This is a genomic window from Leisingera sp. CC-HEC096 (assembly GCF_059429235.1).
On sequence record NZ_JCAIJS010000001.1, the window covers coordinates 3,695,691 to 3,721,073 of the forward strand.

Annotated in this window: 27 protein-coding genes; 13 read left to right on the top strand and 14 right to left on the bottom strand. The window is 65.6% G+C overall.

The window, feature by feature from the left end; translation table 11 throughout:
- Positions 1–11 precede the first annotated feature (11 nt).
- Complete coding sequence (gene greA / locus AC5STI_RS17910) at positions 12–482, bottom strand: transcription elongation factor GreA (RefSeq protein WP_421053312.1); 471 nt, start codon at positions 480–482, stop codon at positions 12–14.
- Between the two features lie 249 nt (positions 483–731).
- The gene (locus tag AC5STI_RS17915) at positions 732–1,112 is read right to left on the bottom strand and encodes a VOC family protein (protein WP_490398745.1); all 381 of its coding nucleotides are present in this window, start codon (positions 1,110–1,112) and stop codon (positions 732–734) included.
- A gap of 97 nt (positions 1,113–1,209) precedes the next feature.
- Here AC5STI_RS17915 and soxR point away from each other — a divergent pair, with 97 nt between their 5' ends.
- From soxR to AC5STI_RS17935, 4 genes are all read left to right on the top strand, one after another.
- Positions 1,210–1,689, top strand: coding sequence for a redox-sensitive transcriptional activator SoxR (soxR, locus tag AC5STI_RS17920; RefSeq protein ID WP_495447614.1), 480 nt, complete (start codon positions 1,210–1,212; stop codon positions 1,687–1,689).
- A gap of 160 nt (positions 1,690–1,849) precedes the next feature.
- Positions 1,850–3,499 (top strand): electron transfer flavoprotein-ubiquinone oxidoreductase, encoded by a 1,650-nt coding sequence (locus AC5STI_RS17925; RefSeq protein ID WP_475050126.1) that lies wholly within the window; start codon positions 1,850–1,852, stop codon positions 3,497–3,499.
- Between the two features lie 135 nt (positions 3,500–3,634).
- Positions 3,635–5,347, top strand: coding sequence for a tetratricopeptide repeat protein (locus tag AC5STI_RS17930; protein ID WP_475050128.1), 1,713 nt, complete (start codon positions 3,635–3,637; stop codon positions 5,345–5,347).
- Positions 5,337–6,158 carry a 4-(cytidine 5'-diphospho)-2-C-methyl-D-erythritol kinase gene (locus tag AC5STI_RS17935; protein ID WP_495447615.1) on the top strand — a complete coding sequence of 274 codons (822 nt, stop codon included), beginning with the start codon at positions 5,337–5,339 and terminating at the stop codon, positions 6,156–6,158. The genes AC5STI_RS17930 and AC5STI_RS17935 overlap by 11 nt, the downstream gene beginning before the upstream one ends.
- 180 nt (positions 6,159–6,338) lie before the next feature.
- Here the strand turns inward: AC5STI_RS17935 and AC5STI_RS17940 are convergent, their stop codons facing one another.
- On the bottom strand, positions 6,339–7,337 hold the full coding sequence (locus tag AC5STI_RS17940) for a polyprenyl synthetase family protein (RefSeq protein ID WP_495447616.1): 999 nt from the start codon (positions 7,335–7,337) through the stop codon (positions 6,339–6,341).
- 57 nt (positions 7,338–7,394) lie between these two features.
- Here AC5STI_RS17940 and AC5STI_RS17945 point away from each other — a divergent pair, with 57 nt between their 5' ends.
- The 3 genes from AC5STI_RS17945 (at position 7,395) to AC5STI_RS17955 (ending at position 8,783) form a co-directional block, all read left to right on the top strand.
- A complete protein-coding gene (locus AC5STI_RS17945) occupies positions 7,395–7,610 on the top strand; it encodes a putative signal transducing protein (protein WP_495447617.1) in 216 nt (71 codons plus the stop codon).
- The gene (locus tag AC5STI_RS17950; protein WP_495447618.1) at positions 7,607–8,374 is read left to right on the top strand and encodes a tRNA1(Val) (adenine(37)-N6)-methyltransferase; all 768 of its coding nucleotides are present in this window, start codon (positions 7,607–7,609) and stop codon (positions 8,372–8,374) included. The genes AC5STI_RS17945 and AC5STI_RS17950 overlap by 4 nt, the downstream gene beginning before the upstream one ends.
- A gap of 235 nt (positions 8,375–8,609) precedes the next feature.
- Complete coding sequence (locus tag AC5STI_RS17955) at positions 8,610–8,783, top strand: YdcH family protein (protein WP_222479456.1); 174 nt, start codon at positions 8,610–8,612, stop codon at positions 8,781–8,783.
- Between the two features lie 75 nt (positions 8,784–8,858).
- Here AC5STI_RS17955 and yddG read toward each other — a convergent pair whose 3' ends face one another.
- Complete coding sequence (gene yddG / locus AC5STI_RS17960) at positions 8,859–9,734, bottom strand: aromatic amino acid exporter YddG (RefSeq protein ID WP_495447619.1); 876 nt, start codon at positions 9,732–9,734, stop codon at positions 8,859–8,861.
- Positions 9,731–10,678 (bottom strand): transcriptional regulator GcvA, encoded by a 948-nt coding sequence (locus AC5STI_RS17965; protein ID WP_495447620.1) that lies wholly within the window; start codon positions 10,676–10,678, stop codon positions 9,731–9,733. The genes yddG and AC5STI_RS17965 overlap by 4 nt, the downstream gene beginning before the upstream one ends.
- Before the next feature lie 112 nt (positions 10,679–10,790).
- Here AC5STI_RS17965 and AC5STI_RS17970 point away from each other — a divergent pair, with 112 nt between their 5' ends.
- Positions 10,791–10,940, top strand: coding sequence for a hypothetical protein (locus AC5STI_RS17970; RefSeq protein WP_495447621.1), 150 nt, complete (start codon positions 10,791–10,793; stop codon positions 10,938–10,940).
- Positions 10,941–11,016: 76 nt separating this feature from the next.
- On the opposite strand, the gene AC5STI_RS17975 is transcribed toward AC5STI_RS17970, so the two are convergent.
- The 9 genes from AC5STI_RS17975 to AC5STI_RS18015 form a co-directional block, all read right to left on the bottom strand.
- A complete protein-coding gene (locus AC5STI_RS17975) occupies positions 11,017–11,283 on the bottom strand; it encodes a hypothetical protein (protein ID WP_490398737.1) in 267 nt (88 codons plus the stop codon).
- Positions 11,255–12,745, bottom strand: coding sequence for a S8 family peptidase (locus tag AC5STI_RS17980; protein ID WP_495447622.1), 1,491 nt, complete (start codon positions 12,743–12,745; stop codon positions 11,255–11,257). The genes AC5STI_RS17975 and AC5STI_RS17980 overlap by 29 nt, the downstream gene beginning before the upstream one ends.
- 142 nt (positions 12,746–12,887) lie before the next feature.
- On the bottom strand, positions 12,888–13,610 hold the full coding sequence (phbB, locus tag AC5STI_RS17985; protein ID WP_490398736.1) for an acetoacetyl-CoA reductase: 723 nt from the start codon (positions 13,608–13,610) through the stop codon (positions 12,888–12,890).
- Between the two features lie 192 nt (positions 13,611–13,802).
- Complete coding sequence (locus AC5STI_RS17990; protein WP_475050151.1) at positions 13,803–14,978, bottom strand: acetyl-CoA C-acetyltransferase; 1,176 nt, start codon at positions 14,976–14,978, stop codon at positions 13,803–13,805.
- A gap of 468 nt (positions 14,979–15,446) precedes the next feature.
- Positions 15,447–16,286: an EAL domain-containing protein gene (locus AC5STI_RS17995; protein WP_495447623.1), complete on the bottom strand. Its 840-nt coding sequence runs from the start codon at positions 16,284–16,286 to the stop codon at positions 15,447–15,449.
- Between the two features lie 125 nt (positions 16,287–16,411).
- Entirely contained in the window at positions 16,412–17,344 is a 933-nt protein-coding gene (locus tag AC5STI_RS18000; RefSeq protein ID WP_495447624.1) for a sterol desaturase family protein, read from the bottom strand.
- Positions 17,341–17,739, bottom strand: coding sequence for a hypothetical protein (locus tag AC5STI_RS18005; protein WP_495447625.1), 399 nt, complete (start codon positions 17,737–17,739; stop codon positions 17,341–17,343). The genes AC5STI_RS18000 and AC5STI_RS18005 overlap by 4 nt, the downstream gene beginning before the upstream one ends.
- Before the next feature lie 123 nt (positions 17,740–17,862).
- Complete coding sequence (locus AC5STI_RS18010; protein ID WP_495447626.1) at positions 17,863–18,204, bottom strand: hypothetical protein; 342 nt, start codon at positions 18,202–18,204, stop codon at positions 17,863–17,865.
- A gap of 201 nt (positions 18,205–18,405) precedes the next feature.
- Positions 18,406–19,017, bottom strand: coding sequence for a TlpA disulfide reductase family protein (locus AC5STI_RS18015; protein ID WP_495447627.1), 612 nt, complete (start codon positions 19,015–19,017; stop codon positions 18,406–18,408).
- Here AC5STI_RS18015 and argH point away from each other — a divergent pair.
- The 5 genes from argH (at position 19,016) to AC5STI_RS18040 (ending at position 25,351) form a co-directional block, all read left to right on the top strand.
- Entirely contained in the window at positions 19,016–20,410 is a 1,395-nt protein-coding gene (gene argH, locus AC5STI_RS18020; RefSeq protein ID WP_495447628.1) for an argininosuccinate lyase, read from the top strand. The genes AC5STI_RS18015 and argH overlap by 2 nt on opposite strands.
- A 36-nt stretch (positions 20,411–20,446) precedes the next feature.
- Entirely contained in the window at positions 20,447–20,623 is a 177-nt protein-coding gene (locus AC5STI_RS18025) for a hypothetical protein (protein ID WP_475050170.1), read from the top strand.
- Positions 20,624–20,715: 92 nt separating this feature from the next.
- On the top strand, positions 20,716–20,868 hold the full coding sequence (locus AC5STI_RS18030) for a hypothetical protein (protein WP_495447629.1): 153 nt from the start codon (positions 20,716–20,718) through the stop codon (positions 20,866–20,868).
- A 565-nt stretch (positions 20,869–21,433) separates the two neighbouring features.
- Entirely contained in the window at positions 21,434–22,699 is a 1,266-nt protein-coding gene (lysA, locus tag AC5STI_RS18035) for a diaminopimelate decarboxylase (RefSeq protein ID WP_495447630.1), read from the top strand.
- Positions 22,700–22,747: 48 nt separating this feature from the next.
- Positions 22,748–25,351, top strand: a complete 2,604-nt coding sequence (locus AC5STI_RS18040) for a TIGR02302 family protein (RefSeq protein WP_495447631.1) — start codon at positions 22,748–22,750, stop codon at positions 25,349–25,351.
- Positions 25,352–25,383 lie beyond the last annotated feature (32 nt).

Below are 25,383 nucleotides of genomic sequence, written 5' to 3' on the forward strand. Positions count from 1 at the left end.
GCCCTCACCGGTCAGGAATAGACGATCTTGAGGATTTCATAGGCGCGCTCGCCGCCGGGGGTGCGCACTTCGACGCTGTCGCCTTCGTCCTTGCCGATCAAGGCGCGCGCGATGGGGGATTTGATGTTCAGCAGGCCCGCTTCAATGTTGGCTTCATGCTCGCCGACGATCTGCCAGGTCTTCTCCTCGTCGGTGTCCTCGTCCACCACGGTCACCTTGGCGCCGAACTTGATGGCGCCGTTCAGCTTGGCCGGGTTGATCACATCGGCCAGCGACAGGATGCCTTCCAGCTCCTTGATGCGGCCCTCGATGAAGGACTGCTTTTCGCGGGCGGAGTGGTATTCGGCGTTTTCCGACAGGTCGCCCAGCTCACGCGCTTCGGCGATCGCCTGGATGATGGCCGGGCGTTCCACGGATTTCAGGTTTTTCAGTTCGCTTTCCAAGGCGGCAAAGCCCGCCGGGGTCATCGGGATCTTTTCCATGTGATTGGTCCAGGTCGCTTTTTGTTTTGTTCTTGTCAGTACGAAAGCCGGAGCCCCGCAGCGTGGGCTGCGGGGCGTCCGGTCCGGTTGACATTTACCTGACCCAATCCTGCGCCTGATTTCAAGTGGGCGCGGGGGCTGCTGGCGTGCAAATCCGCCTAACTGCGTGGTTTGGCCGGCTTTTCCACAGGAATGCGCAAGAAAATGCCGTGCGCGGGTATCCGGGGAAGACCCGCTTGCCAGAGGATATCAATCATATTGCACCGCCTCGTATTCGATGCCGTTTTCATCGTGGAAGTAGAAGCGGCGGCCCGGCTCATAGTCGCCGTGGTTCATTGGCGTGAAACCGGCGGCCTTTACCGCGGCTTCGGTGGCGTCCAGATCGTCGACGATCACCGCCAGGTGGTTCAGCCCGCCGACGATGCCATAGCTTTCCGGCGCCTTTCCGGCCGGGGTTCGCGGTGTGTAAAGCGCGAGATAGCTGTTTTCCTCGCCCACATGCACGCTGTAGCCGCCATTCTTGGCCTCGCCCTCCCAGCGCACATGCCAGCCGAACACTTTCTGCATCCAGGCGGCGGTGGCATGGGGGTCGGCAACGGTGACATTTGCATGTTCCAGTACTGCGCTCATCGGAAATCTCCTTCTTGCCTGAGCAAACCTGTTGATGCGACTCACCGTAATTCCTAAACCTAACTTTAGCTCAAGAGAAATTTTGCAGGAGAGTGCCATGCCCGCATCCGCGGGAATTTCCATCGGCTACCTGGCCGAACGCACCGGTCTCGCGGTGTCCGCCATCCGCTACTACGAGGCGCAAGGATTGGTGGAGCCATGGCGCAACGCAGGCGGCCAGCGGCGGTTTCACCGGGCCGACATCCGGCGGCTCAGCTTTGTGATGATTGCGCAGCAGTTCGGCTTCTCGCTGCCGGAAATCCGCGGATTCCTGAAAAGCCTGCCGGGCAGCCGGACCCCCACGAAGGAGGATTGGGCGCGCATTTCGGAGAACTTCCGCAGCCACCTGGACCAGCGAATCGAAACCCTGGTGCGGCTGCGCGACAATCTGGACGGCTGCATAGGCTGCGGCTGCCTGTCGCTTCCGAATTGCAAACTTTACAACCCCGAGGACCGGGCGGCACAGAAGGGGCAGGGACCCAGATATCTCATGGGAGACCGGCCCGAGTCAGAGGCTGAGCCGGAAAATGGTGCTTGAGTGACGAAAATGGACGCACTTATTGTCGCGATAGCCTGTTTTACAGGGGCCTGACGCAGAGTTTGGATTGACCAGCAGGGCTGGCAAACGCTAAGCAGCCGCGACACAAAATTGCGCCCGGTGGGGCCGGTAGCGAACAGAAAGCCAAGGAGCGCCGCAGATGGCCGAGATTGAACGCGAAGCGATGGAATACGACGTGGTGATCGTCGGGGCCGGCCCTGCCGGTCTGTCCGCGGCCATCCGCCTGAAACAGCTGGACGCCGACCTGCAGGTCGTGGTCCTGGAAAAGGGCTCCGAGGTGGGCGCGCACATCCTGTCCGGCGCGGTGCTGGACCCTTGCGGCCTGAACGCGCTGATCCCCGACTGGAAGGAAAAAGGCGCGCCGCTGAACGTGGAAGTCAAGGAAGACAACTTCTACATGCTGGGCGAAGCCGGCCACGTCCGCATCCCCAACTTCCCGATGCCGCCGCTGATGAACAACCACGGTAACTACATCGTCTCCATGGGCAACGTCTGCCGCTGGATGGCGGAGCAGGCCGAGGAACTGGGCGTCGAGATCTTCCCGGGTATGGCGTGCTCCGAACTGGTCTATGGCGACAATGGCGAAGTGAAGGGCGTTGTTGCGGGTGAATTCGGCAAGAACCCCGACGGCACCCCCGGCCCGGCCTATGAGCCCGGCATGGAGCTGCACGGCAAATACGTGTTCCTGGGCGAAGGCGTGCGCGGCTCGCTGTCGAAGGAAGTGATCGCCAAATACGGCCTCTCCGACGGCAAGGAGCCGCAGAAATACGGCGTCGGCATGAAAGAGATCTGGGAGATCGACCCGGCCAAGCACAAGGAAGGCACCGTCACCCACACAATGGGCTGGCCGCTGGGCTCCAACGCGGGCGGCGGCTCGTTCATCTACCACCTGGACAACAACCAGGTCTACGTGGGCTTCGTGGTGCACCTGAACTACAAGAACCCGCACCTGTTCCCCTACATGGAATTCCAGCGCTTCAAGCACCACCCGGTGGTGGCCGAGCTGCTGAAGGGCGGCAAGCGCGTGGCCTACGGTGCCCGCGCCATCACCGAAGGCGGCTGGCAGTCGATGCCGAAACTGGTGGCGCCCGGCGTGGCGCTGCTGGGCTGCTCCGCGGGCATGGTCAACGTGCCGCGCATCAAGGGCAACCACAACGCGATGCTGTCGGGCAAGGCCGCGGCCGAAGCCGCCTATGACGCGATCAAGGCAGAGCGTTCCGGCGACGAGCTGGCCGCTTATGAAACCGACGTGCGCGAAGGCGCCATTGGCAAGGACCTCAAGATGGTCCGCAACGTCAAGCCGATGTGGTCCAAGTGGGGTCTCACCGCGTCGCTGGCGCTGGGCGGCCTGGACATGTGGACCAACAACCTTTTGGGCTTCTCCTTCTTCGGCACCCTGGGCCACGGCAAGAACGACGCCGAAGCGACCGAGGAAGCCTCCAAGCACAAGCCGATCGACTATCCCAAGCCCGATGGCGTGCTGTCGTTCGACCGGCTGACCAACGTCAGCTTCTCGATGACCAACCACGAGGAAAGCCAGCCCTGCCACCTGCGTCTGGGCAACGAGGACACCCCGGTCCGGGTCAACCTGCCGAAATTCGCGGAACCGGCGCAGCGCTACTGCCCGGCCGGTGTTTACGAAGTGGTGGAAAAGGACGGCCAGCCGGAGTTCGTGATCAACTTCCAGAACTGCGTCCACTGCAAGACCTGCGACATCAAGGATCCGTCGCAGAACATCACCTGGACAACGCCGCAGGGCGGCGACGGGCCGAACTACCCGAACATGTAACGGGAAGTTTAAATTTTCGGCGCGCTTTCGCCGGATTTTAAGGGGCGGTCCTTGGGCCGCCCCATTGCGTGTTGACGGACGGCGCACTACGCTTTCTTAGAAGAGCTAGAGCAGTAAATCGTAAGGGGGTCCCGCGTGCCCGTATCCATTTTTCGCACCCTGACAAGTGCGGCCCTGGTGGCCGTGTCCGCACCTGCTGTGCAGGCCGAAGGGCTGGCAGGGTCCTACCTGGCCGGGCGCGCCGCGACCTATGACAGCGATTTTGCCGCGGCGGCGCTTTATTACACCCAGGCGCTGGCGCGCGATCCGCAGAATCCGCTCCTGATGGAGAACGTGGTGTTCGCGCAGCTCGCCATGGGCAAGGCAGAGCTGGCGGTGCCGGTGGCGCAGCGGCTGCTGCAGACCGGCGCGCGCAGCCAGGTCGCCAATGTGGTGATTGCGGGCGGCCATGCGGCGGCCGGGGAATACCAGGCGATTCTTGACCGTGATCTTGAACGCGAAGCGATCCACCCGCTGGTCGACGGCCTGCTGGAAGGCTGGGCGCATATCGGCACCGGCTCGGTGTCCAGCGCGCTCAAGACCTTTGACCGGCTGGCCAAGGACGGCAGCCTGAAGCCTTTCGTGCTCTACCACCGGGCGCTTGCATTGGCGTCTGCCGGGGACTACGGCGGTGCCGAGGCGCTGTTTGCCGCTGAGGACGGCCGCTTGGCCAGCCTCAGCCGCCGCGCCGCGGTGGCGCGGGTGCAGATCCTGTCGCAGCTGGGCCGCAACGATGAGGCGCGTGAGACGCTGCAGGCAGCCTTCGGCAGCCGCCTCGACCCCGGTCTTGAAGCGCTGGATGCGCAGCTGCAGAACGGCGAAACGCTTGCCTATACCATCGCCCCCGGCCCGCGTGAGGGGATTGCCGAGGTCTTCTTTACCCTAGGGGCGGCGCTCAATGGCGATACCGCCAATGATTATGTGCTGATGTATGTCCGCATGGCCGCCTCGCTGCGCCCCGACCATGTGGATGCGATCCTGCTGAGCGCCAGCCTGCTGGATCAGCTGGGCCGGTATGAGCTGTCGGTGGCGACCTACAAGCAGGTGCCGCGCAGCCATCCCGACTACCACGCTGCCGAACTGGGCCGGGCCGAGGCCCTGCGCCGCGCGGCCAAGCCGGATGCGGCGATCGAAGTGCTGGAGCAGCTGGCGCGGCAATTCCCGGATCAGCCGGGCGTCTACGTCAGCCTGGGCGATCTCTTGCGCCAGCAGGAGGACTATGCGGCGGCGGCCCGGGCCTACGACAAGGCGCTTGCCAACTCGCCGGAGGACTCCGGCAGCCGCTGGTTCCTGCTCTATGCCCGCGGCATCTGCCACGAGCGTCTGGACCAGTGGGAGCAGGCCGAGGCGGACTTCCGCGCCTCCCTGGCGCTGGAGCCGGACCGGCCGCAGGTGCTGAACTACCTGGGCTATTCGCTGGTTGAAAAGCGCAGCAAGCTGGATGAGGCGCTGAACATGATCGAGCGCGCCGTCGCGGCGCGGCCCGACTCCGGCTATATCGTCGACTCCCTGGGCTGGGTGCTCTACCGCCTGGGCCGCTTTGACGAGGCTGTGGCGCATATGGAACGCGCGGTGGAACTGATGCCGGTGGACCCGGTGGTCAACGACCATCTGGGCGACGTTTACTGGGCCGTGGGCCGGGCGCGCGAGGCGGAGTTCCAGTGGAAGCGGGCGCTCTCCTTCATCGACCCGGAAGACACCGATGGCGAGGCCGACCCCGAGCGCATCCGCCGCAAGCTGGACATCGGCCTGGATGCGGTGCTGGCCGAGGAGGGCGCTGCGCCCCTGAAGGTGGCCAATGGCGGCTGAGGTCTTTGCACCCGCCAAGATCAATCTGACCCTCCACGTGACCGGCCGCCGCGCGGACGGCTATCATTTGCTGGATTCCCTGGTGGTCTTTGCGGACAACGGCGACCGCCTGCGGCTGGACCCGGGGCCGGAGCTGGCGCTGGAAGTTACCGGCCCCTTCGCGGAAGGCGTGCCCGCGGATCAGCGGAATCTGGTGTGGAAGGCCGCCGCGGGGGCGGGCTGGACCGGGCGGATCAGCCTCGACAAGCAGCTGCCCCACGGGGCCGGCATCGGCGGCGGCTCCTCTGATGCTGCCGCAGTCTTGCGCGCGCTTGCCGGGCAGGGGGGCTGCATTCCCGAAGGGCTGGCCCTGTCGCTGGGCGCCGACGTGCCGGTCTGCATGACCACCCGGGCGGTGCGGATGCAGGGTATCGGTGAAGAGGTCGCACGGGTCGAGCTGCCGGAACTGCACGCGCTGCTGGTCAATCCGGGTGTGCATGTGCCTACGGGAACGGTGTTTTCCGCGCTTGCCTCCCGTGACAACCCGCCGATGCCCGGACACATTCCGTCCTTTGCTTCCGCTGAGGACTGCGCCGCCTGGCTCGGCGAACAGCGCAACGACCTGGAAGCCCCGGCGCGCAGTCTCGCCCCGCAAATCGACCGGACCTTGTCGGATCTGCGCAGCTCCCGCCAGGCGCTTCTGGCCCGCATGTCCGGCTCCGGCGCCACTTGTTTTGCGCTCTACCCCACGAAAAAGGCCGCCCATATGGCGGCCTATGACATCGGGGCGGAGCATCCGGACTGGTGGTGCAGCGCGGTCACGTTGACCTGAAGCGCCCGGCTTTGTCCGGGGATCTCCCGCCCGCGGGACAGCGCATCAAAAATGCTCGCCCGCCGTTGGGCCAGGCGCCGCGCTGACGCACGGCGCGCCGCCGGCTTGCCCATTCACCTTTACAAAAATACTCCGGGGGTGAGGCCGCAAGGCCGAGGGGGCAGCGCCCCCTTTCCCCAGTCAGTTCAGACGCGCCACCACGTAATCGGCCAAATCGCTCAGCATGGTGCGGATCTCGTGATCGGGCAGCACCTTCAGCGCATCCCGCGCCTTGGCCGCCCAGCCTAGGGCATCCTCGCGGGTGGCCTCCAGCGTGCCGTATTTCGCCATCAGCGCCAGCGCCTGCTCCAGGTCGCCGTCCTGCTGCTTGCCCTTCTCGATGGTGCGGGTCCAGAAGGCGCGCTCCTCATCCGTGGCCTGCGCCACCGCCTTGATCACCGGCAGGGTCAGCTTGCGCTCGCGGAAGTCATCGCCGACGTTCTTGCCGGTCGCCTTGCTGTCGCCCTGGTAATCCAGCAGATCATCGGCAATCTGGAATGCAATTCCCAGCGCATCGCCATACTCAAACAGCGCCTTCACCTGCGCCTCCGGCGCGCCGGCAATCACCCCGCCGACCTCAGTGGCAGCGGAGAACAGCGCCGCGGTCTTGCCGCGCACCACCTGCAGGTAAATGTTTTCATCGGTCTTCAGGTTCGACGCCGCGGTCATCTGCAGCACTTCGCCCTCAGCGATGGTGGCAGAGGCATTGGCGAGGATATCCAGCACCCGCAGGCTCTCCGTCTCCACCATCAGCTGGAAGCTGCGCGCAAACAGGTAGTCGCCCACCAGCACCGAGCTCTTGTTATCCCACAACAGGTTCGCGGTCGGCCGGCCGCGCCGCTGGGCGCTTTCGTCCACCACATCGTCATGCAGCAGGGTGGCGGTGTGGATGAACTCGACCGTCGCCGCCAGTTTCAGGTGATGGTCGCCCTCATAGCCGCACAGCCGCGCCGCCGCGAGCGTCAGCATCGGCCGCAGCCGCTTGCCGCCCGCCTCAACCAGATGCGCGGTAACCTCGGGAATGCGCGGCGCGTGTTCGGAGGCCATCCGGGTGCGGATCAGCGCATTCACCGCCTCCAGCTCCTGGCTCAGCGTGGCGGCCAGCATTTCGTGCGGCTTCCGGGTCATCACTTGGTCCATCACTTTCCCGCTTGCAAGGCTCGACAAGGCGCGGGCCTTGCCCTTAGATCCAATTCCATGAAAGAGCTTTTGCGCAGCACCGATCCGACGATCATCGCCTTTGCCTCCGCCCTTCTTGAGGGTGAGGATATAGACTGCTTTCAAATGGACGTAAATATGAGCGTCCTGGAAGGCAGCATCGGAATTTTCCCGCGCCGGCTGATGGTTCGCGCCGCTGATTACGAGGACGCGCTGGTGGTGATGCGCGACAATGAAATCCCGCTGGGACGATGAAATCCTTCACTGAGGACGAGTTGAGCCGCAACGGCTTCCTGGGCGGCCGGGTGCAGCTGTGGCAGCCGGTCAGGGGCTACCGCGCCGGGGTGGATCCGGTGCTGCTGGCGGCAGCGGTCCCCGCGCGGGCGGGGGAAGCGGTGCTGGAGCTGGGCTGCGGTGCCGGTCAGGCGCTGCTGTGCCTTGCGGCACGGGTGCCGGGGCTTTCTCTTGCAGGGATCGAATTGCAGACCGCTTATGCGGAGCTGGCCCGGCGCAACGCCGCTGCCAACCGGCAGGAGATGGAGGTGTTTGAGGCCGACCTTGCCGCCTTGCCGGAGGCGCTGAAGCGGCGGCAGTTCCAGCATGTGATCGCCAACCCGCCCTATTACAAAGCCGGCGCTCACAGCCAGGCGCGCGATGCCGGGCGGCAGGTGGCGCTGGGCGAGCAGACCCCGCTGGCGGACTGGATCAGCACGGCGGCCCGGCGGCTGGCGCCCAAGGGCTATCTGCACATGATCCAGCGGGCGGACCGTCTGCCGGATATGCTGACCGCCTGCGGCGGCGTCCTGGGATCGGTTGAGGTGCTGCCGCTGGCCCCGCGCGCCGGCCGCGCGGCAGAGCTGGTGATCCTGCGCGCGCGCAAGGGCGGCCGGGCGGACTTCCGTCTCCATGCGCCGCTGATTCTGCACGAAGGCGACCGGCACGAGCGCGACGGAGAGAGCTATACGCCGCATATCCGTGCGGTCCTGCGCGACGGCGCGGCCTTGCCTTGGCCCGCCTGAGACGGATTTCTCCGGCGGCGCAAACTTAGGAGCGCCCCACGCAGGTTTCAACCTTTGGCGAATCCAAATCCGCGGGTTTCTGCTGGGATGCGCCGCCGCCTGCGGCAAAATGCGCGGCGCATAGCCGATATGAAAATTTCATGACAAAAATACTGCGGGTGCAGCGTGACAGATGCGAAAACTTGTGGTCCACTCTTCCTGTCAAACACATCTAGCTCAAAGAAGGAGGGTTGCCATGAGCCTCAGCTCGCATCTGACCGAACTTAAGAAGAAGCACGAGCATCTGAGCATGGAAGTGGAACAGGCCCAACGATCGCCCAGTAGCGACGATCTGGAAATCGCAGCAATGAAAAAGCAAAAGCTAAAGCTGAAGGAAGAGATTACGCGCCTGACAGCTGAAGCAGTCTGAAGAGTTCCCGCCGGGGCGGAGACCCCGGCACAGTAGTAGACGGAGGGCCTGCCCGTGCGGCGGCCCTCTTTATTATTAGGGTTGCTTTGCTGTGCCGGCGCTGGCCCGCGCCGCAATCAGCGCCCCGCCGGTGATCAGTGCCGCCGCCAGCGCCAGCCCCCAGGAAGCCGCTGCGATCCCCGCCAGCACCAGGATCAGGGTCGACAGCAAGGGCGCCGCATAGGAGCTGGTGCCGAGCATCTGGATGTCCCCCTGCTTGACGCCGATGTCCCAGACATAGAACGCCAGCCCGACCGGGCCGAGGCCCAGCAGCAGGGTGGAGACCCAGCCCAGCGTGCCCGCGGGCCACACCGTCTCCTCCAGCGCAAAATGCAGCCCCCAGGAGGCCGCGGCGGTGGCCAGGCAGAACACCGCAACCGAACTGGTCGGCGCCCCGCCCAGCAGCCGCGACAGCACCGAATAGCCGGACCACGTCAGCGCACAGAGCAGCGCCAGCCCGTAGCCCGGCAGGTATTGCGCCTCAAACCCGCCGCCGCCGCCGGAAATGATGGTGGCCGCCCCGGCAAAGCCCAGGCCGGCCCCGATCAGGTGCCCCGCCTTCAGCTTCTCGCCGGGCAGCAGGCCGGAAAACAGCACGATCAGCAGCGGCCACAGGTAGGCGATCAGCCCGGCCTCAGCCGCTGGAGCCAGCCGCAGGGCCGAGAAATAGAGCGCGTGATAGCCAAACAGCCCCAGCGTGCCGAAGATGTAAACCCGGACCGGCACATGTCGCAGTTGCTTCAGCTTGCCCGCCGCAGCGGTCCAGATCATCCCCAGCGTGCCGCCGATGGTGAAACACAGCGCATTCAGCAGGAGCGGGGGCGTTGGCTCCGACCCCACCGTCAGCAGCGCCAGCAGCGACCACAACAGAACAGCGATAAAGCCGATGGCGGTCGCGCGGGTCTTGGTCATGGCGGCGGGATGTCCTCAACTGGAATGATCTCGAAAGCCTCCGAGACGTAGGCGGTTTTTTCGATCTCGGCAACAAACCAGTCGCGGAAGGCTGCAATTTGCGGCCGGTTTTCCGTTCCGGGCGCGCACAGAAACCGGAAATGCGCCTTGGTCTCGATGGCGGTCTTGAACGGCGCCACCAGGCGGCCCGCGTGCAGATCGGTGATTGCCATGCCGCGCCGCCCCAGCGCCACGCCGGCGCCCGCAACCGCGGCGCCGATCGCATGGTCGGCTTGCGAGAAATGCGAACCGTGGGTGGGGGTGAAATCGATCCCTTGGGTGCGGAACCAGGCCGGCCAGTCGCACGGCGGATCCAGAAAGTTGATGGATTCGTCAAAGATCAGCGGCGCCTCCATCAGGCTTTCCGGTGTGGTGTAACGCTCGGCCAGCTCCGGCGACATCACAGGCGTCACCCATTCCGGGGGCACCGGCAGCACATACAGCCCCTCATCCGGGCCATAGCCGAACCGGATCGCCACATCGACGTCATCGCGGACAAAATCCAGCATCCGCAGGGTGGCGGAGAACCGCAGGTCGATATCCGGATGGGCGCGGGCAAATTCATAGAGCCTCGGCGCCAGCCATTTCGCCGTCAGTCCCGGCCCCGCGGTCACCGTCAGCGTGGTGTTGTCCTGCAGCCGCCGCACTGAGCGCCAGGCAGCGGTCAGCGCTTCGAACCCTTCCGCAGCGCCGGGCGCCAGCGTCTTGCCTGCCTCGGTCAGCTCCACCGCGCGGTTCAGGCGGCGGAACAGCGGCTGGCCCAGATGCTCCTCCAGCGACTTGATCTGAAACGACAGCGCGGCAGGGGTGACGTTCAGCTCCTCTGCCGCTTTGGCAAAGGACATGTGGCGGGCAGCAGCGTCAAAGGCGCGCAAAGCGGTGAGGGGCGGCAGGCGATCAGACATACTCACACAAGTATACCTTAACTGAACGCCGGGAAAGTCTCGTTTGTGCGATTGACGGAACGTCCTCATATTGGGTGCAGGTAAAGGATACTGATCCGAAAGGAGGCCTGAAATGCTGGAATATTCTGCTGATGCCGCCGTGAAGTCTGCCATGGCACGCGCCCACGCTGAGCGCGGCCAGGTGCTGAAACGGGCCTGGACCTGGCTGTTTGGCAGCAAACCGGTGCCAGCCCTCCGCCCCAAGGTTTCCCGCTGGGCCTGAGCGCGCAAGGTTCTTACGGGATGGGAAAAGGGCCGGCCCCCGGGGCTGGCCCTTGCCGTTTCTGCATTAAGCCGCTTCAGCGGGAGGTCTGGTGGCGGATCAGCGGCTCAACCCTAAGGTAGCGGCCCAGCTGCGCGTCCAGATGGCGCAAGGCGTCCGGACTGGCCGAGACCAGCACCCGCTCCCGGGCAGGCGGGCTGAGCAGCGTGAGCCCGTCAATGGCTTCCAGCTGGCTCTGCCAGTTCTGCGGCAGCTCCTCCCGCATCGTGCGCTTTACTGCAATCACATAATCGGCCATCGGCCCGGCCTCTGCTTCAGCTTCGGGGCATTCCGTGCCCTTCATGTATGGCAGAAAGTCCGATCGTCCTGCAAATTTCCCGCAGCCGGTGGCGGGCAAGGTCGCTGCGGAAGATGTTGCGCGGCATCGCAAGGTAAGACGCATCCTCCGCCAGCACCCGCGCCAGAACGCCGCAGGCCACCGGTGTCGCCATGGAGGTGCCGTCCAGAGCCGCATAAGGCGCGGCCAGCCCGTGCCGGGCTGGAACCGGCGCGATGATGCCGACCCCCGGCGCAATGGCGTCGATCTCCGGGCCAAAGCAGGAGAAGCGGGCGAAGTAGAACCCGTCGAGGCCGAACAGCTCCGGCTGATCCGGGAGCTGGCCGCCCGAAACGGAGTCCTCCGGCGCCGTGCCCAGCTTGCCCGCGGCGGAAACCGCGACGGTTTCCGGCAGGGCGGCGGGGAAATGCACGAACTCGAACGAATTGGCGGCGGCGCACAGGCACAGCGTGCCGCGCTCGGCAGCGTCCTGAACCGCGTCCTGGACCACCTCCGATTTGACCGGTGCGCCCAGCGACAGGTTGATGAGATCCGCGCCCGCTCGGCTGAGGCGGTCGATCGCATCGGCGATGTCGATATTCGCGGCGCCTTCGCCGGGTGGAAAGACGCGGGCGGAGTGCAGCTCAACCCCCGGCGCGATGCCGCCATGCACCAGAATCTCCCCCGGGCGTCCGGCGATGGTGCCGGCCACATGGGTGCCATGCACATCCGCATCCGTACCGCCATCGGGGTCGTGGATGCCGAGGATAAAGGCGCCGTGGTCGGTGCCCTGAAGATGGGGGTGCGGCCCCAGCCCGGTGTCGATAACGCCGACCCTGATGCCCGCGCCTGCGTCCGGCGCGAAACTGCTGATGCCGCTGGCGTGATGCCACCAGTCCAGCCGCCGGTTGCCCGGCAGCTTGCTGCAGACCACCGTGGTCTTCTGCCCCGAGACTTGCGCCCATCGCGCCCAGAAACCTGCATAGGGTTTGACGATGGCGGCCAAGGGCTGAAAGGCCGGGTTGCTGGGGAAGGCGGCGATCCCGTCTGCCCCGGTGCGGGCCTCCTCCCGCATCACCTCGCCATCCAGGCGCCGCAGGAACAGAATGACGGTGGCCTGCGCCAGCGGCGCGCCGCCGCCGCGCACATGGAACTCCAGCGGCGCAGCCCCTGCGGACGCGACGTGCATCAGCCCCGCCAAGGGCGCCCGGGCTTGTTTGAACATGGAGAGCGCACCCTCGCGCTCGTGCAGGATCAGCGGCTCGACGATCACGTCGCTGGGGGTCGCCGCATCCAGCGCCAGCATCTCGGCCGGGGTGCCTTCGAGCACAACACTGTGCCGGGCCAGATCATCGTCCGGGCGGGTCTGCGACTGGATATGAGTGGCCGGGGGCAGCGCCGTCAGTGCCGCGGACAGGGCCGCGCGTGAGGCGATCTTTTCGGTTTCCTGAAACTTTCCGGCACGCCGGTTGGACATCACGAATTGCATGATCTGCACTCCCTCTCTGCTGCACGTATAAGGGTAGTGCTTTGCGTGCCCGCAACCAGTTGCGGCTCAAGGCGGCTGCCGCCGGCTGCACGGGTCCCGCGCCCCGGCATTGCGGGGCGCGGGCTATCAGCGGTTCAGCGTGTCAGACGAAGAACTGCGCGCCGTTGGCGGAGATGGTCGAGCCGTTGATGAAGCCCGAGTCGTCGGAAGCCAGGAAGGCCACACAACGGGCAATCTCTTCCGGCTCGCCCAGGCGGCCGGCCGGGATCTGGCCGATGATCGATTCACGCACTTTCTCCGGCACGGCCATCACCATCTCGGTGGCGATATAGCCGGGGCAGACCGCGTTGGCGGTGATGCCGGCGCGGGCGCCTTCCTGGGCCAGCGACTTGATGATGCCCAGGTCGCCAGCCTTTGTGGCGGCATAGTTCACCTGCGCGAACTGGCCCTTCTGGCCGTTGATCGAGGAGATCACGATGACGCGGCCGAACTTGCGCTCGCGCATACCGGGCCAGACCGGGTGCACGGTGTTGAACACGCCGGTCAGGTTGGTGTCGATCACTTCCTGCCACTGCTGCGGCGTCATCTTGTGGAACGGCGCGTCGCGGGTGATGCCGGCATTGGCCACCACGATGTCGATCGGGCCCATTTCCTCTTCGACCTTGGCGATGCCGGCGGCGCTTTCCTCGTAGCTGCCAACATTCCACTTATAGGTCTTGATGCCGGTTTCGTCGGTGAATTTCGCCGCGGCTTCGTCATTGCCGGCATAGGTCGCGGCCACATTGCAGCCCTGCGCCTTCAGCGCCTGGGAAATTGCTGCGCCGATGCCGCGGGAACCGCCGGTGACGAGTGCAGTACGTGCCATTCAAGAATCCTCCAGATGAGTTTTTGCTTTGGTAATCTTGCTACAGTTTTGGTTGCTTGGGCGCAACAATATTGCGTCGTGAAATTTCTGCATTGCCGCAAAAAATTGTCGCACCCGCGGAATACCGCTGAATTGTAAAAGAAAAAGGGCGCCCCAATAGGGCGCCCTTGGATATCAGCGGTTCTGCGCCACTTACGGGCGCTCCACGCACATTGCAACGCCCATGCCGCCGCCGATGCACAGCGTGGCCAGGCCTTTCTTGGCGCCGCGCCGCTTCATTTCGAACAGAAGCGTGTTCAGCACCCGGCAGCCCGAAGCGCCGATCGGGTGGCCGATGGCGATGGCGCCGCCGTTCACGTTCACGATCGACGGATCCCAGCCCATGTCCTTGTTCACCGCGCAGGCCTGGGCGGCAAAGGCTTCGTTGGCTTCGACCAGATCCAGGTCGTTGACCGACCAGCCGGCCTTCTCCAGCGCCTTGCGCGAAGCATAAACCGGACCCACGCCCATGATCGACGGGTCAAGACCGGCAGTGGCGTAGGAGGCGATGCGGGCGAGCGGCTCGATGCCGCGGCGCTCGGCCTCATCGGCGCTCATCAGCAGGGTGGCGGCGGCGCCGTCGTTCAGGCCGGAGGCGTTGGCCGCGGTGACCGAGCCGTCCTTGGTGAAGGCCGGGCGCAGCTTTTGCATCGCTTCCATGGTGGCGCCGTGGCGGATGTATTCGTCGCTGTCCACCACGGTCTCGCCCTTGCGGTGCTTGACGGTGAAGGCCGCGATCTCATCGGCGAACTTGCCCGCCTTCTGTGCCGCTTCCGCCTTGTTCTGCGAGGCAACCGCAAACTCGTCCTGCATGTCGCGGGAGATCTGCCACTGCTCGGCCACGTTTTCGGCGGTCTGGCCCATGTGGTAGCCGTTAAAGGCATCCCACAGGCCGTCGCGGATCATCGTGTCGATGTATTTCATGTCGCCCATCTTGTGGCCCGCGCGCAGATGCGCGGCATGGGGCGAAAGGGTCATGTTTTCCTGGCCGCCTGCAGCAACGATGGAGGCGTCACCCAGCTGGATGTGCTGCGCGCCCAGTGCAACGGCACGCAGACCGGAGCCGCAAACCTGGTTGATGCCCCAGGCGGCGCTTTCTTTAGGCAGGCCCGCATTGATATGCGCCTGACGGGCCGGGTTCTGGCCCTGGGCGGCGGTCAGCACCTGGCCCAGAATGGTTTCCGAAACTTCGGATTTGTCCACACCGGCCCGCTCCACCACGGCTTCCAGCACCGCGGCGCCCAGATCATGGGCAGGGGTATTGGCGAACGCGCCGCCAAAGGAGCCGACGGCGGTGCGCGCGGCCGATGCGATTACAACATTGGTCATTGATTTGGGTCCTCTGCCTTCATTTTGGTCTTCCGGAAAAGCGCCGCGCACACGTTCGAGCCGCGTTTGCGCAACAATATTTCCCGTATCCTCCCGGTATCGGCATAATCTATTGCTGCACGTGCAGCAATTGACAGGGTGTCTCAGGCGGAGCGGAAGAGTCAACCGCCAGAAACGTCCTCCGCCATAGGATTTCCGTCAGCACAGGGAGGGGATGCCGCAGAGCAGCGGACCCGGGCGGCAGGCGGCGGCCGGACGGCGGCTGGGAAAGGCGCTGGAAAGACAAAGCTGTAGACGCTTGCACACGCGAGGTGCCGGGTTGCAGCCCGCAGCTGCACCGCCGGGGACACGCGCCGGCCATTACAGCGCGGCCATTGCGCGGGCAGGGCGCCGCAGACCATGTGCCGGGCATCACGGCGCCTCCGGCTGGCTGCGCCTATGCCGGCGGGCATCGCGCGGGGGCTGTTCTTACCCGGCTTGCTGGCGCTGTTTCAGGTCTTCGATCCAGGGCGGCGACACCGACGGCGCGCCATAGAGATAGCCCTGCAGGCAATCCACCCCGTTTTCCACCAGGAAGGCCGCGTCTTCCTGGCTTTCCACCGACTCGGCGACGGTGAACATGTCAAACTGCTTGGCAATGCCGATCAGGGCCCGGACCACCGACTGATTGTCGTGGCTGGCGTTAATGCCGCGCACGAACTGGCCGTCGATCTTGACCGCATCGAAGAAGAACTGGCGGAAATGGCCGATCGCCGTTGTGCCTGCGCCGAAGTTGTCGAGCGCGAAGGAAATGCCGTGCTGCTGCATCCGCCCCATGAAATCCAGTACCAGCTCCGGCGCGGCCATGACCGATGCCTCGGTGATCTCCAGAACCAGCCGTTCGCCCAGCGTGGCGTCGCTTTTCAGAAACCGCTGGAGCACCTGCGTCCAGCGCTGATAGCCGATGGAGCGCGCCGACATGTTGACGGAGAGGCGGATCTGCGGGAATTTCGACAGCGTCCGCAAGCCATGCTGCAGCGCCAGGCAGTCCATCTCGCGGCCGACTTCCTTGTCCTCGACCACATGCATGAACTCCCGCGCGGGAATCACCCGGCCGGTCGGATCCAGCACCCGGATGTACCCCTCATAAAAGGCGACACCATGCGGCGCCATTGCCTGCATGACCGGCTGATAGGCCAGGACGGTTTGATCGTGCTTTACCGCATCGGCAACCATCTCCAGCGTGGTCCGGTCACGGCCGGCCACGGCCGCGCTCAGCGGGTTTTCGGAGCCTTCGGGCAGGTCTGCCATGGCGTTTCGTCTGTTCATGTGCTGCTGGGGCCCTGTTCCGGCATTGGTTTGACACAATATGATGCTCCGGGCAGCGTCGCGCAAAAGGGTTGAGGCGGGATTAAAGTTCAAATTTGACCGATCCGCCTGACGCCCCGGCGGCTTCAGCCGCCAAAGCCCGGCGTGCCGGCATCTTCGGGATGGCGGGCGAGGTGCCCGGCTTTGATCCCGGCAGAGGTTTCGCGGCTGCCGTCGTGGCTGTAGCCGGGCGGCGCAAAGGCATAGAGCAGCCGCTGTTTCCAAGTCAGCCCCGGCTGGGTCATGTCCTTGAAAATGCCCGCCCATTCGTGAAAAGCCACGCGCAGCGGATTGAAGGTGGCGATGTTGTGCACCAGTCCGAAATCGGGGCGGTCGTGGTCCTGCTCCGGAACAAAGGTGCCGAACATCTTGTCCCAGATGATGAATACGCCGGCATAGTTGCAGTCCAGATAGCGGGCATTGCGGCCATGGTGGGCGCGGTGGTGGCTGGGGGTGTTCATCACTGCTTCGAACCAGCGCGGCAGGCGGTCTATCGCCTCGGTGTGGATCCAGAATTGATAGATCAGGTTCAGCCCGCCGCAAAACAGCACCAGCGCCGGGTGGAAGCCCAGCAGCACCATCGGCGCCTTCACCACCATCATAAAGGTGAAGGTCCCGGTCCAGGTCTGCCGCAGCGCGGTGGTCAGGTTGTAGTGCTGGCTGGAGTGGTGATTCACGTGCGACGCCCAGACCCAGCGCACCCGGTGGCCCAGGCGGTGCACCCAGTAATAACGCAGGTCATCCAGCACAAAACACGCCAGCACCGCCCAGAGCGAGGTGCCCATGTCCAGCGGCGTGATCTGCCACAGCATCATCAGGAAGCCCCAGGCGATGAACCCCAAGAGCAGCCCCTCGGCGACGCTGCCCGCGCCCATGATGAGAGACGTCACAGCGTCGCGTGTTTCATACCGGCCGCCGCGCTTTTTCAGGGCGATCCACAGGAGTTCCGCCAGGATGGCGGCGATGAAGAAGGGCACTGCCAGCTGGGTGGCATCGGGATAGGTCAGGTCTCCGCTCATGCTGTTCCTCCGCTGCCTGCAATTACTGTCTGCCAGCGGGCACGCTCGGCCCCGGACAAGCCCACGGACACGCCCGGGGCGCTGAAGTCGTTGAAACGGATATGCAAACCGCCGGAGCGTTCGGAGATCGCGGCGCCGTGCAGGTGCCGTGCCGCTGTATCTGCGCCAAAGGCCCAGACCAGGCCCGCGCCGCTGTGCGCGGTAATCAGCGCGGCTTGGCCGGTGGCGGCGGGCAGAACGTGATGGACGGTGTCGCCGGGACAATGCCGCAGCCAGGCGCGCTTGGCGCTCTCTGCCGTCAGCACGGTCCGGGCGGAGCGCCCGGTCAGATGCAGGATCGCGGCAATGGCGGCTATCCCGCCCGCGACCAGAACCAGCAGCAGTTCAAGCGGCATGTCTTCCTCCCGCCGGGAAGACTGGCGGGCAGGCAGGCCGCTGTCAAAGGTGGCGTGGGGTCAAGCGGATGCTCCTCCCGCCGCAAGCAGAAAGGGCCGCCGTAGCCGGATAGCCGCTGCGGTTCAGACCGCGGGCACCGTGCTTTGGGGATGGTTCAGCACCTGCATCTGCACCACGCGCTCGACAAAGGGCACCAGGCCTTCGGGGCCTGAGCTGCGGTCCTTGAGGTGGATGCAGACATCCGGCCTGAGCGCGGCAATGATGCCGATCAGGTCGCCGCGGGTCTGGTCGTCCAGGCCCGCCCCCATGATCACGCATTCGATGCGCGGCTCGGTCTCCAGCTGGCGCACCACTTCGGGCTGGTCATGCGCGCCCAGCCATTGGATCGGCAGATGGTCCAGCTGCTCGGCGACGTTGCCGATCACATTCGGCAGCTTGCCGATCAGTAACACAACAGGTTTCATTTCACGCTCCACCCTAAATCACGGCGCCGGATCGCGGCGCCCCCTTAGGAGTGAAATAGTGCGAAATTCAGCCGGGTCAGGCGGCGGCTGCGGAGCTGAGGGACAGAGCGCAGGCTGCCAGATGCAGACCTTTCATGCGTTCCCTCCCGGTATACTTGTCGGCAGAACACCGGAAGAGTGTGTCGGTTCAGCCCGTTATATTCAGTTCCCGGCTGAGGCAGTGGCGGCATCTTCGCCTATCATTGCCGCGATGATCTGCTTGGCGCTGTCCGAGTTCCATTCGGCATCGCCCAGCAGCCGCGCCACCTCCTTGCCGTCGCGGTCCAGCAGCACCGTGATCGGCAGGCCGATCACCGCCATTTCGCGGGCCAGCGCCTGCTTCGGGTCCTGGTGGCGGGGCAGGCTGTTGATGCCGTTCTCATCAAAGAACTTCTGGATGCCCGCGGGTGAATTGCGGCCCGTTGCGATGGTCAGCACCTGGAAATCCTCGCCGCCGAACTCCTGCTGCAGCTCCTCCAGCTGCGGCATTTCCTTGCGGCAGGGGGCGCACCATGTTGCCCAGAAGTTCAAGAGCACAATCTTGCCCTGATAGTCGGCCAGGGTCGCGGTGCCTTCGCCATCAGCCAGGTCAAACGCGGCGGCGGACACGTCGCGCGGCTCGGCGTGCACCACCAGCTTCTTCATCGAGCCGTCGCGCAGGGCCTCAAGCTGCGCCTGATCTGCCGCAGCCGCGGCATTTGCACCCAAGGTCAGGGCCATATAAAGGGAAAGCTGACGAAACAGACGCATATTATCTCCGGGGTTCCACACCATGACAGATCAATCCTCGAACCAGATGTGGGGCGGCCGCTTTGCCGCTGGCCCGGACGCGATCATGGAGGCAATCAACGCCTCGATCGGGTTCGACAAGCGGATGGCGGCGCAGGACATTGCCGGCTCCAGGGCCCATGCGGCGATGCTCGCTGCCACAGGCGTCATTACGGATAATGATGCCGAGGCCATTCGGGAAGGGCTGCTCACCGTTTTGTCAGAGATCGAGGGCGGAACCTTCCAGTTTTCCACCGCGCTGGAAGACATCCACATGAATGTGGAAGCGCGCCTGAAAGAGATCATCGGCGAGCCCGCGGGCCGTCTGCACACCGGCCGCTCGCGCAACGACCAGGTGGCGACCGATTTCAAACTCTGGGTGCGCGACCAGCTGGACGCGGCGGAATCGGGCCTGCTGGCGCTGATCCGCGCGCTTCTGTCGCAGGCCGAGGCGGGCGCCGATTGGGTGATGCCGGGCTTCACTCACCTGCAGACCGCGCAGCCGGTGACCTGGGGCCACCACATGATGGCCTATGTGGAGATGTTCGGCCGTGACCTCAGCCGCGTGCGCGATGCCCGCGCCCGGATGAACGAATCGCCGCTGGGCGCGGCGGCGCTGGCCGGCACCTCCTTCCCGATCGACCGGGAGATGACAGCGAAGGCGCTGGGCTTTGACCGCCCGGCCGCCAACTCGCTGGATGCGGTATCCGACCGCGACTTCGCGTTGGAGTTCCTGTCCTGCGCCTCGATCAGCGCAATGCATCTGTCGCGCTTTGCCGAGGAGCTGGTGATCTGGTCCTCCGCCCAGTTCCGTTTCGTGACGCTCTCCGACCGTTTCTCCACCGGCTCGTCGATCATGCCGCAGAAGAAGAACCCGGACGCAGCTGAACTGATCCGAGCCAAGGTGGGCCGGATCTTCGGCGCAAACACAGCGCTGATGATGGTGATGAAGGGGCTGCCGCTGGCCTATTCCAAGGACATGCAGGAAGACAAGGAACAGGTCTTTGACGCCGCCGACAACTGGATGCTGGCGCTGGCGGCGATGGAAGGCATGGTCAAGGACATGACCGGCAACCGCGAGTCGCTGGCGGCCGCGGCAGGTTCCGGCTTCTCCACCGCCACCGACCTGGCCGACTGGCTGGTGCGGGTGCTGAAAGTACCGTTCCGCGATGCCCACCACGTGACCGGGACGCTGGTCGCGATGGCCGAAAGCCGCGGCTGCGACCTGCCGGATCTTTCGCTGGCGGATATGCAGGGCGTGCACGAAGGGATCACCGACGACATCTTCACTGTGCTTGGCGTTGAGAATTCGGTAAACTCGCGCATGTCTTATGGCGGCACCGCCCCCGCCCAGGTGCGCGCCCAGATCGCCCGCTGGAGAGAGATTCTGGGCGGCTGAGGCCGTCCGGGCCGGGCTGCTGCAAGGAGGCAGACAATGCGTAATGCGATCTTTGCCCTGATCGGGCTGGCGGCGCTGGCCGCCTGCGGCGTCGACGGCGAGCCGGTGCAGCCGACGCTGAACGCCGGCGTTGGCGTCGGCGACAGCGGTGTCCACGTCGGCGGCGCGGTCGGGCTGCACAAGGGGCCGGTCAGCGTCTACCTGGGGTTCTAGCGGCCTCGCGCCCTTGATGCGCAGCCGTTCAGCCGCCATCTGTTAACCGCCCCGCCGCCATGCCGGGGCGGTTTTTGCTTGGAGATTTTGCGATGAAAGCTTTGGTTATCGTTCTGGCCCCGATCGGGCTTGCGGCCTGTGATACCGGAGCGCCGGCGGCCAAGGCGCCGCAAAAGCACCCGCCTGCTGAAACCGGGGTGAAGATCTCCGGCTCGGCCCGGGTCGGGGTGTCCCATACGTTCTAGAAGCACGAGTAACGTCCGTCCGGGCTTGCCGCCTGGCCGGTTGCTGGCTGCTGCCGTCTGCAGCGGAGCGTTTCATATCTGATATGCTGAAGTTCAGCGGTTAAGAGTGGCGGCGCCGCCAAAGGGCGGAGGCGGGACGGGAGGTTTCTCCCGCACGCTGAACGTCGTCTTTGCGTGCCCGTGCCAAAGGGCCCTGTTCCTGGGTGCCGGGGGTGTCAGGCCCGGCGGTGACCGCGATCAGGAAGGATCATGTCAGACCGGGCTTAAGATGCGGTGAGGCAGGCGTGCGCCGGGGGTGCAACACATTGACGATGTGCGTTCGGCAGCAGTTGTTAAATGAGTATTTTTGGAAAGATGAAGGCGCAGGCCGGTATTTTCATCTTTCCCCAAATACTCAAAACCCGCCGCAGGCCCGGAGCGGAACGCTGGCGGCGCCGGGTGCATCGGGAGCAGGGGGCATCTGTAATGCGCTTCGCGGCGGGCGGGCGTTTCCGGCTGCTGCTGGCCTCGGGCCCGGGGCGGAATCATTTGATCCATCTGCCCCTTTTGCCCTAAACGCGGGGCTATGGACCATTTTCTCTACCGCGACGGCGCGCTTTTCGCCGAAGACGTTCCCATCTCCGAGATCGCCGCGGCGGTGGGCACTCCGTTCTATGTCTATTCCACCGCCACCCTGCTGCGCCATTTTCGGCTGTTCGACGAGGCGCTGGAGGGCACTGATCACCTGGTCTGTTTTGCGATGAAGGCGGCCTCGAACCAGGCGATCCTCAAGACCCTGGCGCAGGCCGGTGCGGGGATGGATGTGGTCAGCCAGGGCGAATACCTGCGCGCCAAGGCGGCGGGCGTGCCGGGGGACAGGATCGTCTTCTCCGGCGTCGGCAAGACGGAAGAGGAAATCCGCCTGGCGCTGAGCGGCGGCATCCGCCAGTTCAACGTGGAATCCGAACCGGAGATGGAAGTGATCAGCGCCGTGGCTGAGGAGCTGGGCACCAAGGCTCCGGTCACCATCCGTGTGAACCCGGATGTGGATGCCAAGACCCACGCCAAGATCGCCACCGGCAAATCCGAGAACAAGTTCGGCATCCCGATCGCCCGCGCTAAGGAAGTCTATGCCCGCGCCGCCGCGCTGCCTGGGCTGGAGGTGGTGGGGATCGACGTCCACATCGGATCGCAGCTGACCGACCTGGAGCCGTTCCGGCTGGCCTATCAGAAGGTGGCCGAGCTCACGGAAACCCTGCGCGCTGAGGGCCACAACATCCGCCGCTTGGACCTGGGCGGCGGCCTTGGCATTCCTTACGAGCGGTCCAACTCCGCACCGCCCCTGCCGGTGGAATACGGGCAGATGGTCAAGGAGACCCTTGGCCACCTCGGCTGTGAGCTTGAGATCGAGCCGGGCCGCCTGATCGCGGGCAACGCGGGGCAGCTGGTCTCCAAGGTGATTTATGTGAAATCGGGCGAGGGGCGCGATTTCCTGATCCTGGATGCGGCGATGAACGACCTGATCCGTCCGGCGATGTATGAGGCGCATCACGATATCATCCCGGTTGAGGAGCCCGCGGCGGGGACCGAAAGCCAGCCTTATGACATCGTGGGCCCGGTGTGCGAGACCGGCGATACATTCGCCAAGCAGCGCGACCTGCCGCCGCTTGCCGCCGGTGATCTGGTCGCCTTCCGCAGCGCCGGCGCCTATGGGGCGGTGATGGCGAGCGAGTACAATTCCCGCCCGCTGATCCCCGAAGTGCTGGTGCATGGGGATCAATTCGCGGTTATCCGCGCGCGGCCGGACTATGAAGAGATGATAAACCGCGATACCATCCCGGAGTGGCTCTGAAGCGATCCGGGCGCGATCCGGCGCGGGCCATCAGATCATGAGGCCCGAATGCCCTTTGACAGACGTGCCGATCCGGTCCTGAAACGCCTGCGCTGGCCTGTGGCTCTGACGCGGGCGGGACTCGTGGCCGAACGCGCCATGCGGGCCTTCTGGCCGCTGGCCTCCGTTCTGATGGCGGCGCTGGCGGCGCTGATGCTGGGGCTGCACCAGCTGTTGCCGGATCCCGTGGTCTGGACCGGCGCGATTGCGGCTGTTCTGGCTGCCGCAACTGCCGTTGCCTGGGGCGCCTGGCGGTTCCGCTGGCCGTCCCGGGCAGAGGCGCTGGAGCGGCTCGACCAAACCTTGCCCGGCCGTCCCGTAAGCGCGTTGCTGGACACCCAGGCCATCGGCGCAGAGGATGCCGCCTCCATCGCATTGTGGCAGGCGCACCAGCGCCGGATGGCTGAGGCCGCGGCCCATGCCCGCGCACCTGCGCCTGATCTGAACGTCGCCTCCGCTGATCCCTATGCGCTGCGCTATGTGGCGGGGCTGTTCCTGGCGGTTGCGCTGCTGTTCGGCTCGATCTGGCAGGTGGCGTCGGTCAGGGATCTGGGCACGGTCGGCCCGGCGGCCCTGAACGGTCCCGCCTGGGAGGGCTGGGCTGAGCCGCCTGCCTATACCCGCCTGCCGGTGCTCTATCTCAATGACCAGCCCGAAGGCGCGCTGAAACTGCCGGAGGGCAGCCGTGTCACCCTGCGCTTCTATGGCGAGGTGGGGGCGCTGACCCTGTCGGAAACCGTTTCGGGTTCTGCCGCCGGTCAGCCGCCGGCGCCGGAGGGCGCAATGGCCTTTGATGTCACCCGCAACGGCGGGTTCGCCATCGAAGGCAGCGGCGGGCGCAGCTGGCAGGTCGAAGTGATTCCGGATCATCCGCCCGGGATCGCTGTCGCGGGCCAGCCGGAGCTGGAGAATGACGGTTACACATCGCTCGCCTTCAGCGCCCGGGACGATTACGGCGTGGCCGGCGGGCAGGTGCGGATCACCCTGGATCTGGCCGCGGTGGAGCGGCAGCACGGTCTGGCCGCTGATCCCGACCCGCGCGAGGCGCTGGTGCTGGACCTGCCGCTGCCGCTGTCCGGATCCCGCGAGGAGTTCACCGAAAAGCTGATCGAGGATTTCGCTCAGCACCCCTGGGCCAATATGCCGGTGGTCTTCACCTTTTCCGCAATGGATGAGGCCGGTCAATCGGCTGCGGCGGCGGGCTTTGGCGCGGATTTGGTTACCCGCCGCTTCTTTGACCCGCTGGCGGCGGCGGTGATCGAACAGCGCCGCGATCTGCTGTGGGCGCGCTCCAATGCGCCGCGGGTGGCGCAGATCCTGCGCACCCTGTCGCACCGGCCTGACGGCCTCTACCGTGATTACGGCGACTACCTGCGGCTGCGCACCATCCTGCGGCGGCTGGAAGGCTATACCGTGCAAGCCGCCATCCCTGTACCGCGCCAGGAGGAGATTGCCGCCGCGCTGTGGGATCTGGCGATCCAGCTGGAAGAGGGCGACGTGGGGGATGCGCTGGAGCGGATGCAGCGGGCGCAGGAGCGGCTGAGCCAGGCGATGCGCGACGGCGCCAGCGAGCAGGAGATCGCCCGCCTGATGCAGGAGCTGCGGGAGGCGACCCAGGACTATCTCCGCCAGCTCAGCCGCCAGGCTGAGGCGGACGGCGAAATGATGGATCCTGGCGACATGCCGGACAACATGATGACGCTCAGCCAGGATGACCTGCAGGCGATGATGGACCGCATCCAGGAGCTGATGGAGCAGGGCCGCATGGCCGAGGCCGAGCAGGCGCTGCGCGAGTTCCAGCAGATGATGGAAAACATGCGGATGACCCGCTCGCAGCAGGGCCAGGGCCAGGGCAACGAGGGCCGCGAGGCGATGGAGGGGCTGGCGGAAACCCTGCGCGAGCAGCAGGGGCTGTCGGACCAGGCTTTCCGCGATCTGCAGGAACAGTTCAACCCCGGCGCCCGCAGCGGCGAGAGCCAGGGCAATGAGGGCCGCGACGGCGGTCTGGGCCGCGGCCAGAGCCACCAGGGCGGCCAGGGCGGCGACCGCGGCGACGGCCAGGGCGGTGAAGGGTCCGAAAGCCGCAATCCCGATGGCCAGGGCGGCAACGGCCGCGAACAGCCGGGGCAGGGCGGCTCGCTGGCGGACCGTCAGCAGGCCCTGCGCCAGCAATTGCAGCAGCAGCGCGACGGGCTGCCCTATCTGGGCGGTGAGGCCGGCGAGGCCGCGCGCGAGGCGCTGGACCGGGCCGGCCGCGCCATGGAAGGGGCCGAAGATGCGCTGCGCGGCGGTGACAATGCCGAAGCCATTGACCGCCAGTCGGACGCCATGGAGGCGCTGCGCGAAGGGATGCGCAGCCTGGGCGAGGCGCTGGCGCAGCAGCAGCAGCCGGGGCAGCAGAACGGGCAGCAGCCCTCTGCCACAGCGCAGGGCGAACGGCTGGACCCGCTGGGCCGCAGCAACGGTTCAGTGAACGACGGCGGCAAGGTCGGCGAGGGCAATGCCTACCGCCGCGCCTGGGACCTGCTGGAGGACATCCGCCGCCGGGCTGGCGAACGGCAACGCAGCGAGCGCGAACGCAGCTACCTGCAGCGGCTGCTGGACAGGTTCTGAGAACCGGCTTCCAGCAGCGCCGGGTGACTTGT